Consider the following 11,769-nt stretch of genomic DNA (forward strand, 5'->3'; position numbering starts at 1 on the left):
CGCGTCGTCTCGGCCGCCGTCCTCGGCGGCCTGCCGGTGCCGGCGCTTGCCTCGGCACTCGGCTATTTCGATAGCTACCGCCGCGGCCGCGGCACGGCCAACGTCATCCAGGCGCAGCGCGACTTCTTCGGCGCGCACGGCTTCGACCGCGTCGACGGTGCCGACAGCCACCACGGACCGTGGGGCAGCGGCCTCAACGCCTGAGCGATAGGATAAGCAATCAACGCGGGGCGGCCCTAGGGTCGCCCCGTTTGCGTTTGGGGCTCATGCTGCCCTTTGGTCTTGAACAGATGCTAGTTGGTACAGACGCGCCGACGTGCAATCAAAAGCATGGTGGGAATCGGAGCATTCGGCTATTGGTTGCGGTCGTGAGGAGTGTGCTGCAATGCCGAGTACAAAAGAAAATACCGCCTTTGTTGCCTACGCGTCTCGCGTGCCGGAAGTCTCGACGATTATCTTCGATGCGGTCAGACGTGCGAACGCGATGCCAATTCCGGTTCGCTACGAACCCTGGGAGTTTAACGACGTTCCAGGCGCTGAATTAGTTGGCCCAATTCTCGGGAAAATCACCGAGTCTCCGTTCGTCGTTGCGGATATCACGACGCTCAATCTAAACGTCGTTTATGAAGTAGGATTTGCAATCGGTCGTGGCAAGCGGGTTTTCTTGGTACGCCACCGGGGGACGACCGGAGACAAGGCCATTGCCAATGAAGTCGGCATCTTTGATACCTTGGGCTACTATGAATACTCAACGGTGGAAGATTTGCGGGCGCGTCTGGTGGCTCACATCGAGGAGAGCCCCCTCCCAACATCCTTTCCCTTAAACAAGAGAGCTCTGATCTACACTGTTGACCCTCCGCTGGTAGGGCAGGCCGAAAAGCTACTCGTTTCGCGAATGAAGAAAGCTGGCTTCTACTCCTATCGGAGTTTCAGCGCCGAAGAAGATCTACGGCTCAGTGCTACCGACGCGATCCAGCAAGTAAGCCAATCTGCCGGAGTATTTCTCGCTCTACAAAACGGTAACGTTTTTGGCTCTGCTATCCACAACGTCCGGATCATGTTCGTAGCTGGCCTGTCTCACGGAATGGAAAAGCCAACGCTCATCATGGCACCGGCTACTTTCACGGCACCACTGGATATCCGCGATGTCGTCCGCCCTTTCAGGCGAGAAGAAGACATCATAAACGCGGTTGCTGATTTTTGCCCAGCTATCGTGGCCTACAATTCCAACGTGGACCCTGTACCCAACGAAGCAGTAACCAAGCTTCAGTCGCTGACGATCGGCGATCCGCGCGCAGAAAATGAGATGCCAACGCTTGGCCGCTACTACCTGCGGACACATGAATACGAACGAGCGTTGAAAGGAGAGGTCAATCTCGTCGTAGGAAGAAAGGGCTCTGGAAAAACGGCCCTTTGGATCAGCGTGCGTGACAAAACTCGCCAAGATAAACGTAATATCGTAGTTGACCTGAGGCCGGATGGATATCAGCTAATTAAGCTGAAGGAAGAGATTTTCGACCACCTATCTGAGGGCGCCCGAGAACATCTCATTACGGCATTTTGGGAGTATCTCATACTTCTTGAGGTGGCTTATAAGCTTCTTGAAAAAGACCAATCGATCTACAGGCAAGATCACGAACTCTACCAACTCTACGTGGATCTTGCACAAGCATACAAGTCTCCGGACTTTTCTACTGACGGCGACTTTGCCGAACGGCTTTCAAATCTCTCGCAGAGAATTGTAAACGAATACAGATCCCGCTTCGGAGACACCCAGGGCCAGCGGCTGACGACAGGTCAGGTGACGGAGTTGCTCTATTCGCATGATCTACGAGAACTCCGCCGAAGAGTGTCTGAGTATTTGGAGTTCAAAAAGTCGGTATGGGTTCTTTTTGACAATCTCGACCGGGGATGGAGCACGCAGGGATTTGATGCTCTTGACGCAATCGTTCTCCGTTGCCTTGTTGACGCAGGGCGAAAGCTGGAACGAGAAATGCGAAGGGATGAACACGATTTTCATTGCATCATCTTCATACGCAACGATGTCTATGACCACCTCATGAGGCATTCGACGGATTATGGCAAAGAGATGCGGGCGACCTTAGATTGGTCCGACGCCGATCTTCTTAAGGAAATGCTGCGACTCCGCCTAGTTGCGGGTATGGATGGCACTGATCCCGCTTTCGACGGCATTTGGAGGCAGATCTGTGTGCCCCATTTCCAGGGAGAGGAGACGTTCATCTATCTCACGGAACGATCGCTCATGCGCCCTCGCAACCTGATAAAAATACTCAGCCATTGTCGAGGCTTCGCCACTAGCTTCCGGCATGAGAGGATTGAGGAAGGTGATATCGAAAAAGGATTAAAGGCTTATTCGACCGATATCACTTCAGAGCTGGACCGTGAGCTGACGGACGTGTTCCCCGAGGCCCGAGACCTCCTTTATCACTTCTTGGATGCAGCCGATACGTTGACAGAGGAAGCGCTGCAGAAAATTCTGAAGTCCAGCGGAATTAGGGAAGATCGTTTTGCAGCGGTACTCGATTTCTTACTCTATTACGGCGTTCTTGGTGTGCGAGCGGGCGGAAATGAATACTACATATACACAGTCAATTATGACCCGAGGCCGATGAAGATACGACTAAACAGGGACCCTGACGCGAGATACATTGTAAATCCCGCATTTTGGCCGGAACTTAACATAAGAAGAACCTCTATGGTATTGCTGGATGCTGAGGGGGCAAGACATTGACTGAGGCGCGTGGGATTCTCTGGCTAGCCGGTCATCGAGACGGGCGCCGGTAGCGCCGCGGCTTCGCCTCCACCCGAAGCACCGGGATTGGAGCAGGACTTGATCGGCAGGACGGCAAACAGCGAGGCAATCATCAGCACAATGATGATCAACACCAGCCTGTCGGTGAAGGCGGCGCGAAAAATCTGAAACACGTAGTGCTTGGTCTTCATCGTGCCCACGCGCTTTCTTCGCCATCCCTTCCGGGAGGGCCTTCGTGCATCGTGGACGTCATGCGTCCGTTCCTGTGAATGTACGTCACACGGGAAACGGCCGAAAGTACCGATTGTTGCCGGCCTGGCTTGTGCACCGCGTGACGCCAGTTGTCCCAAAGACCCCTGGCGGGCGCATCTAGCGCCGAGAAGCGCGGCGATCGTCGCGGGTTCGGCTGCGTTCGCCCGGGTGCTGCGAACCGCGCATCGTTTCGCGCTCATCCGTTCGACGCGGAAATGGCGTAACCGTGTTTGGCCGTGGCGTGCGGCGGCGTCGGTCCCGCAGCTTGCTCAGCCTCTTCGGTGGGTCGACGAAGATCACCAGCAGAAAGCCGATGGCCATGAGCAGGTAGGCCGGAATACCGGTCGTCGCGCCGCCGACGAAAGCACAAAGCATGGCGAGCGCCAGATAGAGGCCGGTGGTGAGGGGATTGGACAGGAAGTCCCACGCGCAATCGGTCAACCGGTCTTTCCATGCAATTTTCGATGTCATGCCGAACATCACCTATCTCAAGTGATTGGCAGCGTGTGCTTGCTGCGATGGTGCCCCAGCCGTCCCAATATGTGACCGGTGCATGGCGCGGCAATGACACTCAGACCTTTGGCTGCGAGAGTCGGACCAAAGTCCCATCGATTTCGCGCGGCGATCCGTTAGGATCGGTGGGCTGCCACGGCAGCGCTTCACAAGAACCTAGTTTTTTCAGTTCCGATTTAGAGCGGGGTCGCGTTTTGCGTCTGGGCTCTGCTTGCAGGTCCTCGGTCCCCGCCGAGGAAGGCGGTGACTGCGAAATGCTGGGCGCCGGCGCGCGACGCCCAGCTCGCTTTAAATCTGTCAGCCCCGGAGACCCGGCGCTTCCTGGCCGGTGCGCTCGACATATTCCGTGTAGCCGCCGCCATACTGATGGATGCCTTCGGGCGTCAGCTCCAGCACGCGGTTGGAAAGGGCTGCGAGGAAATGGCGATCGTGCGAGACGAAGAGCATGGTGCCTTCGTAGTCCGCGAGCGCCTTGATCAGCATTTCCTTGGTGTCGAGGTCCAGGTGGTTGGTCGGCTCGTCGAGCACCAGCAGGTTCGGCGGGTCGAAGAGCATGATCGCCATCACCAGGCGTGCCTTCTCGCCGCCCGAAAGCACGCGGCACTTCTTTTCGACATCGTCGCCGGAAAAGCCGAAGCAGCCGGCAAGCGCGCGCAGCGGCGCCTGGCCGGCCTGCGGGAAGGTGTCTTCGAGCTGCTGCAGCACCGTGCGGTCGCCGTCGAGCACGTCCATCGCATGCTGGGCGAAGTAACCCATCTTGACGCTGGCGCCGAGCGCGACGTTGCCTTCATCCGGTTCGGTCGAGCCGGCGACGAGCTTCAAAAGCGTCGACTTGCCGGCGCCGTTGATGCCCATGATGCACCAGCGCTCGCGGCGGCGGACCATGAAGTCGAGGCCTTCATAGATGCTGCGGCTGCCGTATTTCTTGTGCACGCCCTTGATGTTGATGACGTCTTCGCCGGAGCGCGGCGCCGGGCGGAATTCAAAGTTGACCGTCTGGCGGCGCTTCGGCGGCTCGACGCGATCGATCTTTTCGAGCTTCTTCACCCGGCTTTGCACCTGCGAGGCGTGAGAGGCGCGCGCCTTGAAGCGCTCGATGAATTTGATCTCCTTGGCGAGCATCGCCTGTTGGCGTTCGAACTGCGCCTGCTGCTGCTTCTCGTTCTGGGCGCGCTGCTGCTCGTAGAAGCCGTAGTCGCCGGAGTAGGCATTGAGCTGGCCGCCGTCGATTTCGATGATCTTGGTGATGATGCGGTTCATGAACTCGCGGTCGTGCGAGGTCATCATCAGCGCGCCGTCATAGTTCTTGAGGAAGTCTTCGAGCCAGATCAGGCTTTCGAGATCCAAGTGGTTGCTCGGTTCGTCGAGCAGCATCACGTCGGGGCGCATCAGCAGAATACGGGCAAGTGCCACGCGCATCTTCCAGCCGCCCGAAAGCTTGCCGACATCGCCGTCCATCATCTCCTGGGAGAAGCTCAGGCCCGCCAGTACTTCGCGGGCGCGGCCCTCGAGCGCGTAACCGTCGAGCTCCTCGTAGCGCGCCTGCACCTCGCCATAGCGCTCGATGATCGCGTCCATTTCATCAAGGCGATCCGGGTCGACCATGGCGGCTTCGAGCTCGCGCAGTTCGGCGGCGACCTCGCTCACCGGACCGGCGCCGTTCATCACTTCGGAAACCGCGCTGTTGCCGGACATCTCGCCGACGTCCTGATTGAAGTAGCCGATGGTGACGCCCTTATCGACGGCGACCTGGCCTTCGTCGGGGATTTCCTCACCGGTGATCATGCGGAAGAGCGAGGACTTGCCGGCGCCGTTCGGGCCGACGAGGCCGACCTTTTCGCCGCGGTTCAGTGCGGCGGAGGCTTCGATGAAAAGGATGCGGTGGCTGAGCTGCTTGCTGATGTTTTCGATACGGATCATGTCTGCGGTAGCCTGAAGGGAGGAGCGGGGCGCACTTGCGCCCAATTGTTGCCCCGGCCTGTCGCAGGTTTCTGCGTCACAAGCAAGACAGGAAGGGAATTTCCGGGTTTCGCTATGCTCGCGTTGGGCTCTCGCTTCGTCGCTTGTGGCCGGACATTTCCCCACCCCTCATTCCTGTGCTCGTCACAGGAATCTAGTTCAGCCCAAGTCTTTGGGCTGAGGAAACCTCCGCGCCGCGGATGCGGCGCTGCTGGATCCCTGTGACGAGCACAGGGATGAGGAGAAGTATTCGCCAAATCCAAAGGCACCGTCGGGCGTCGCCTCAGGCGCGCAAACCACGCGAGATCGGCGGCTGGAACTCCGGCTGGCTGAGGCTCTGCAGCGTTTCCGCCGGCTGGCCGTCGATGTGTCCGATGACGGCTTTTGCGAGTTCACGGCCGGCCACACGGATGTCCTCGTACATGGTCATCACTTCCGGGCGCAGCCAGCGCAGGAAGTCGCTCGGGGACTTCGAGACCATGTCACAGTCTTCGACAAGCTTCTTCTTGGCCATCTCCAGGCCGGCGATCAGCGCGATCGCACCGGAGCCGCTGCCCGAGACGATGCCGTCGGGTGCGTCCTCGGAGCGCATCAACACCTCGAAGGCGTCGCGGATCTCGACCAGCGAATGGTCGATATTGGTCTGGTGGAAGCCGACCGCGTCGGCCTGGAAGTCGCGAAGTCCGCGCTCGAAGCCGGCGCGCATGTGCGAATAGAAGGTGAGGTGCGGCGGCGGCTCGAGCAGCACCAGCTTGCGCCGGCCGCGCGCGACGAGCTTGCGCACCGCCTCATAGGCGAAGCGCTCGTTGTCGAAGTCGTGATAGGGATGCACGATGCCCATCTCGGTGCGGCCGTGGGTGACGAAGGGCAGACCGCGTTCGGTGAGCAACGCCACACGCGGGTCGTGCGGCTCGGTGCGCGAAATGATGACGCCATCGGCAGCGCCCGTGTCGAGGATATAGCGGATCGGCGCCATCGCGTCCTTGACGGCGCTATAGGGGGTGACGACCAGATGATAGGGCGTGCCGGCGAGAATTTCGGTGATGCCGACGACCATCGGGCTGGTGATGCCCATGATCTCTTCTTCGAGCGTCAGGACGAGGCTGATGACATTGGTCTTGCCGGTGCGCAGACGCACGCCGGCGCGGTTCGGCTGATAGCCGATCTGCTTGGCGACGAGGCGGACGCGCTCCTTGGTTTCGGCGCCGATATCGGGCGCATCCTTCAATGCGCGCGAAACCGTGGTGATGCCGAGCCCGGTCATGAAGGCGATCGTCTTCAGCGTCGGCCGGGCCCCATCCGGCAGTGACTGCGGCCTGTTTTTCGTCTTGTTGTCCATTGCCGTCACCCGCCCACTCTCTCGTCCGCACGCCGCCGGTTTGCCCACCCGGCAGCGAAACGCGTCGGTTCAGTCCCGTCCGCCGCGCCGTCGCCCTGTCACTTCCTCGCCTTATATACGAAAAGTCATTGGCGGCTATGCTGCTTTGGACGGATCAAATTGCTTCAAATCTGTAACGATACAGTTGCTATGTCGAGCGTTTTCGTTGCTGCACTGCGAAAGATGGAGCGGGCAGGTTGAATCAGAGCCTTCGACGCGTGATTTTTGCACGTGCGAACTGGCGATCCCGGCGACGGGGTGCCTTTCTTGCCGAAAATACATGAATTTCAGCAGGCTATAGGGATTTCCCGTTGGTCGCCAATGTGCTGGCAGGGGGTGCAAAGCGCTTTGGAATGCCGCCGCCATCTACACGCAATAGGTGTTTTTTAAGATTCTGTTTAAATCGATTGTGGTGGGTGTTGCGTCCTGTAATCGATTGCACTAAGTTTTTTACGGTAACGTTACAGTGAGGGAGGAGACTCATGAATTTACGTTCTTTCGCCGCGGTGCTTTCAGCCGCCGTGGCCCTGCCGCTCGGTGCGGCGAGTGCCGCCGATCTTGAGGTGACCCATTGGTGGACGTCCGGCGGTGAGGCGGCGGCAGTCGCCGAACTCGCCAAGGCGTTCGATGCAACGGGCAATCACTGGGTCGATGGCGCGATCGCCGGTTCCGGTGGCACGGCCCGCCCGATCATGATCAGCCGCATCACCGGTGGCGACCCGATGGGCGCCACGCAGTTCAACCATGGTCGCCAGGCCGAGGAACTGGTTCAGGCCGGACTGATGCGCGATCTCACCGATGTCGCAACCCGCGAGAAGTGGAAGGACATCATCAAGCCGGCGAGCCTGCTCGATTCCTGCACGATCGACGGCAAGATCTATTGCGCACCGGTCAACATCCACTCCTGGCAGTGGCTGTGGCTGTCGAATGCCGCCTTCAAGACGGCTGGCGTCGAGGTTCCGAAGAACTGGGATGAGTTCGTTGCGGCCGCACCGGCGCTCGAAAAGGCCGGCATCGTGCCGCTCGCCGTCGGCGGTCAGCCGTGGCAGGCAGCCGGCGCCTTCGACGTCTTGATGGTGGCGATCGCCGGCAAGGATACCTTCCAGAAGGTCTTCGGCGACAAGGACGAGGAAGTGGCCGCAGGCCCCGAGATCGCCAAGGTCTTTAAGGCTGCCGACGACGCCCGCCGCATGTCGAAGGGCACCAATGTCCAGGACTGGAACCAGGCGACCAACATGGTGATCACCGGCAAGGCCGGCGGCCAGATCATGGGCGACTGGGCGCAAGGCGAATTCGCGCTTGCCGGCCAGAAGGCCGGAACCGACTACACCTGCTTGCCCGGTCTCGGCGTCAACGAGATCATCTCGACCGGTGGCGATGCCTTCTACTTCCCACTCCTGAAGGACGAGGAAAAGTCTAAGGCGCAGGAAGCGCTCGCTTCGACGCTGCTCGATCCGAAGACGCAGGTGGCATTCAACCTCAAGAAGGGCTCGCTGCCGGTGCGCGGCGACGTCGATCTTGCTGCTGCCAACGACTGCATGAAGAAGGGCCTTGATATCCTTGCCAAGGGCAACGTGATCCAGGGCACCGACCAGCTGCTTTCGGCCGACAGCCAGAAGCAGAAGGAGGACCTGTTCTCCGAATTCTTCGCCAACCCGTCGATCACGCCGGAAGACGCGCAGAAGCGCTTCGCCGACATCATCGCCGCGGCGGAGTAACCGCAACTGCCTTGACCGGCCTCGCTTTCAAAAGAGGCCGGTCAAAGCCTCCCATCCGGCATGGCGTGACCGTGCCGGCAGTCCGCGCGTGATCGCGTTCGCGGGCCCTTGGGAGTGGTTGTCGCCCTGATGAGGCAAGGCGCAATTGGCGCTGCCCATCGTCCGAAACCCATTGCAGTTCCGGAGGAACAAACATGGCAGGCTACACTCAGGGTTCGGGCCGACCGAACCAGTGGCTGCGGAACCTGAACGCGAAGATTGCCTCCGTCCCGATGATCCTGACGGCCGTGGTCATTTTCCTCGGCGGTACGATCTGGACGGTCGTCTATTCCTTCACCAATTCCAAGCTGTTGCCGCGGCTCTCGTTCGTCGGTCTCGACCAGTACGAGCGCCTGTGGGCGGCACCGCGCTGGCTGGTTTCGGTGCAGAATCTCGCGATCTACGGCATCTTCTCGCTGATCTTCAGCCTCGTCATCGGCTTCGTGCTGGCGGCGCTGATGGACCAGAAGATCCGCTTCGAAAACACCTTCCGCACCATCATGCTCTATCCCTTCGCCCTGTCCTTCATCGTGACGGGCCTGGTGTGGCAATGGCTGCTCAATCCGGAATTCGGCATCCAGTCGGTGGTGCGTTCGCTCGGCTGGGAAAGCTTCACCTTCGATCCGCTCTATAACGCCAATATCGTCATCTACGGCATCCTGATCGCTGCCCTATGGCAGGGTACGGGGCTCGTCATGTGCCTGATGCTGGCCGGCTTGCGCGGCATTGACGAGGATATCTGGAAGGCCGCGCGCGTCGACGGCATTCCGATGTGGAAGACCTACATCTTCGTCGTCATCCCGATGATGCGCGGCGTCTTCATCACCACGCTGGTGATCATCGCGAGCGGCATCGTCAAGGTCTACGATCTGGTGGTGGCGCAGACGAGCGGCGGCCCGGGCATCGCGTCGGAAGTGCCGGCAAAGTACGTCTACGACTACATGTTCCAGGCACAGAACCTCGGACAGGGCTTCGCCGCCTCGACCATGATGCTCATCACCGTCGCCATCATCATCGTGCCTTGGGCCTATCTGGAATTCGGGGGAGGGCGCAAGCGTGTCTGATATCGTTGCTTTCAATTCTGTGGCGGAAGAAGCCGCACCCAAGGCCCAGGCCGGGCGTGTCCTCGCCGGTCCCCGCGGCGCCAAGCCCCGCCGGGCGCTTTCGGGCCGCAACATCATGATCTACGGCACGTTGATCGTCGTCGCGCTCTACTACCTGCTGCCGCTCTATGTGATGGTCATGACCTCGCTCAAGGGCATGCCGGAAATCCGGCTCGGCAACATCTTCGCGCCGCCGGTCGAAATCACCTTCGAGCCCTGGGTCAAGGCCTGGGCGAGCGCCTGCACGGGGCTCAACTGCGACGGGCTTTCGCGTGGCTTCTGGAACTCGGTGCGCATCACGGTTCCCTCGACGATCGTCTCGATCGCGATCGCGTCGGTCAACGGCTATGCGCTTGCCAACTGGCGCTTCAAGGGTGCGGAACTGTTCTTCACCATCCTGATCGTCGGCGCATTCATTCCCTATCAGGTGATGATCTATCCGATCGTCATCGTGCTCAGGGAAATGGGCATTTACGGCACGCTGACCGGCCTCATCATCGTGCACACCATCTTCGGCATGCCGATCCTGACGCTGCTCTTCCGCAACTATTTCGCCGGCCTGCCGGAGGAACTGTTCAAGGCCGCGCGCGTCGATGGCGCCGGCTTCTGGACGATCTACTTCAAGATCATGCTGCCGATGTCGCTGCCGATCTTTGTCGTGGCAATGATCCTGCAGGTCACCGGCATCTGGAACGATTTCCTGTTCGGCGTCGTGTTCACCCGGCCGGAATATTACCCGATGACGGTTCAGCTCAACAACATCGTCAATTCGGTCCAGGGCGTGAAGGAATACAACGTCAACATGGCGGCGACGATCCTGACCGGGGCGGTTCCGCTCTTCGTCTACTTCGTCTCCGGACGGCTTTTTGTCCGCGGTATCGCCGCCGGCGCAGTGAAAGGGTAACAACATGCAAAACGTCAGCGTATCGGTCAAAGACCTGTCGTTGAGCTTCGGTGCCGTCACTGTGCTCGACACGCTTAACCTCGACATCAAGGACGGTGAGTTCCTGGTGCTGCTCGGCTCGTCCGGCTGCGGCAAGTCGACCCTGCTCAACTGCATCGCCGGCCTGCTCGATGTCAGCGACGGGCAGATCTTCATCAAGAACAAGAATGTCACCTGGGAAGAGCCGAAGGATCGCGGCATCGGCATGGTGTTTCAGTCCTATGCGCTCTATCCGCAGATGTCGGTGGAAAAGAACCTCTCCTTCGGCCTGCAGGTCGCGAAGGTTCCGAAGGAGGAGATCGACAAACGCGTCAGCCGCGCCGCCGAGATCCTGCAGATCCAGCCGCTTCTGAAGCGCAAGCCCTCGGAACTCTCCGGCGGCCAGCGCCAGCGCGTGGCGATCGGTCGGGCGCTGGTGCGCGATGTCGACGTGTTCCTGTTCGACGAACCGCTCTCCAACCTCGACGCCAAGCTGCGTTCGGAGCTGCGCGTCGAGATCAAGCGGCTGCACCAGTCGCTGAAGAACACGATGATCTACGTCACCCACGACCAGATCGAGGCGTTGACGCTTGCCGACCGCATCGCCGTCATGAAGAGCGGCGTGATCCAGCAGCTTGCCGATCCGATGACGATCTACAACGCCCCGGAAAACCTGTTCGTCGCCGGCTTCATCGGCTCGCCGTCGATGAACTTCTTCCGCGGCGAGCTGCAGCTTCGCGATCAGCGCGCCTATGTGCACGCCAACGGCGTCGATTTCGACGTGTCGGCCTATCCGTCGCGCGCGCCATTCGTGCATGGGCAGAAGGTTGTGCTGGGCTTGAGGCCCGAGCACGTGCGCGTCGACGAAGCGGCAAGCGGTGGTGCGGCCTCGCACCGGGCGGTGGTCGATATCGAGGAACCGATGGGCGCCGACAATCTGCTTTGGCTGAAGCTCGCCGGACAATCGATGTCGGTGCGCATCGCCGGTCAGCGGCGCTATGCGCCGGGTACGGCGGTCACGCTTTCCTTCGACATGGGCGTTGCCTCGATCTTCGATGCAACGAGCGAGAATCGCCTTTAAACAATGAGATGGCGCCGGGCGGAATGCTGCC

9 protein-coding genes and 1 pseudogene are annotated in these 11,769 nt (G+C 60.0%); 6 read left to right on the forward strand and 4 right to left on the reverse strand.

The features are described from left to right. Nucleotides 1–204 (forward strand): annotated as a pseudogene (locus L981_RS29520) (NADP-dependent phosphogluconate dehydrogenase); the annotation flags it as partial. Nucleotides 205–385: 181 nt separating this feature from the next. Next, nucleotides 386–2,752, forward strand: a complete 2,367-nt coding sequence (locus tag L981_RS29525) for a P-loop ATPase, Sll1717 family (protein WP_052202088.1) — start codon at nucleotides 386–388, stop codon at nucleotides 2,750–2,752. A 23-nt stretch (nucleotides 2,753–2,775) separates the two neighbouring features. Here the strand turns inward: L981_RS29525 and L981_RS29530 are convergent, their stop codons facing one another. The 4 genes from L981_RS29530 to L981_RS29545 form a co-directional block, all read right to left on the reverse strand. Continuing rightward, nucleotides 2,776–2,973 carry a hypothetical protein gene (locus L981_RS29530; RefSeq protein ID WP_156134278.1) on the reverse strand — a complete coding sequence of 66 codons (198 nt, stop codon included), beginning with the start codon at nucleotides 2,971–2,973 and terminating at the stop codon, nucleotides 2,776–2,778. Between the two features lie 169 nt (nucleotides 2,974–3,142). Beyond that, nucleotides 3,143–3,505 carry a hypothetical protein gene (locus L981_RS33490; protein ID WP_052202089.1) on the reverse strand — a complete coding sequence of 121 codons (363 nt, stop codon included), beginning with the start codon at nucleotides 3,503–3,505 and terminating at the stop codon, nucleotides 3,143–3,145. Nucleotides 3,506–3,835: 330 nt separating this feature from the next. Further along, the gene (locus L981_RS29540) at nucleotides 3,836–5,458 is read right to left on the reverse strand and encodes an ABC-F family ATP-binding cassette domain-containing protein (protein ID WP_043625117.1); all 1,623 of its coding nucleotides are present in this window, start codon (nucleotides 5,456–5,458) and stop codon (nucleotides 3,836–3,838) included. Nucleotides 5,459–5,780: 322 nt separating this feature from the next. Continuing rightward, nucleotides 5,781–6,836 carry a LacI family transcriptional regulator gene (locus tag L981_RS29545; RefSeq protein ID WP_043625119.1) on the reverse strand — a complete coding sequence of 352 codons (1,056 nt, stop codon included), beginning with the start codon at nucleotides 6,834–6,836 and terminating at the stop codon, nucleotides 5,781–5,783. Nucleotides 6,837–7,357: 521 nt separating this feature from the next. On the opposite strand from L981_RS29545, the gene L981_RS29550 reads away from it, so the two are divergent. The 4 genes from L981_RS29550 to L981_RS29565 all read left to right on the forward strand — a co-directional run bounded on the left by L981_RS29550 (nucleotide 7,358) and on the right by L981_RS29565 (nucleotide 11,738). Continuing rightward, complete coding sequence (locus L981_RS29550; protein WP_043625122.1) at nucleotides 7,358–8,593, forward strand: ABC transporter substrate-binding protein; 1,236 nt, start codon at nucleotides 7,358–7,360, stop codon at nucleotides 8,591–8,593. Nucleotides 8,594–8,787: 194 nt separating this feature from the next. Continuing rightward, nucleotides 8,788–9,696, forward strand: coding sequence for a carbohydrate ABC transporter permease (locus L981_RS29555; RefSeq protein ID WP_043625125.1), 909 nt, complete (start codon nucleotides 8,788–8,790; stop codon nucleotides 9,694–9,696). Beyond that, on the forward strand, nucleotides 9,689–10,639 hold the full coding sequence (locus L981_RS29560; protein ID WP_043625128.1) for a carbohydrate ABC transporter permease: 951 nt from the start codon (nucleotides 9,689–9,691) through the stop codon (nucleotides 10,637–10,639). Before L981_RS29555 ends, L981_RS29560 begins: the two co-directional genes overlap by 8 nt. Nucleotides 10,640–10,643: 4 nt before the next feature. Next, the gene (locus L981_RS29565; protein WP_043625131.1) at nucleotides 10,644–11,738 is read left to right on the forward strand and encodes an ABC transporter ATP-binding protein; all 1,095 of its coding nucleotides are present in this window, start codon (nucleotides 10,644–10,646) and stop codon (nucleotides 11,736–11,738) included. Nucleotides 11,739–11,769: the final 31 nt, after the last annotated feature.

Origin of the sequence: Ensifer sp. ZNC0028, from assembly GCF_000799055.1 — a bacterium.
Taxonomy (GTDB): Bacteria; Pseudomonadota; Alphaproteobacteria; order Rhizobiales; family Rhizobiaceae; genus Ensifer.

Coding starts and splice junctions, on each gene's coding strand:
- L981_RS29525 (WP_052202088.1), top strand. CDS start 386: ATGCCGAGTACAAAAGAAAATACCGCCTTTGTTGCCTACGCGTCTCGC.
- L981_RS33490 (WP_052202089.1), bottom strand. CDS start 3,505: ATGTTCGGCATGACATCGAAAATTGCATGGAAAGACCGGTTGACCGAT.
- L981_RS29540 (WP_043625117.1), bottom strand. CDS start 5,458: ATGATCCGTATCGAAAACATCAGCAAGCAGCTCAGCCACCGCATCCTT.
- L981_RS29545 (WP_043625119.1), bottom strand. CDS start 6,836: ATGGACAACAAGACGAAAAACAGGCCGCAGTCACTGCCGGATGGGGCC.
- L981_RS29550 (WP_043625122.1), top strand. CDS start 7,358: ATGAATTTACGTTCTTTCGCCGCGGTGCTTTCAGCCGCCGTGGCCCTG.
- L981_RS29555 (WP_043625125.1), top strand. CDS start 8,788: ATGGCAGGCTACACTCAGGGTTCGGGCCGACCGAACCAGTGGCTGCGG.
- L981_RS29565 (WP_043625131.1), top strand. CDS start 10,644: ATGCAAAACGTCAGCGTATCGGTCAAAGACCTGTCGTTGAGCTTCGGT.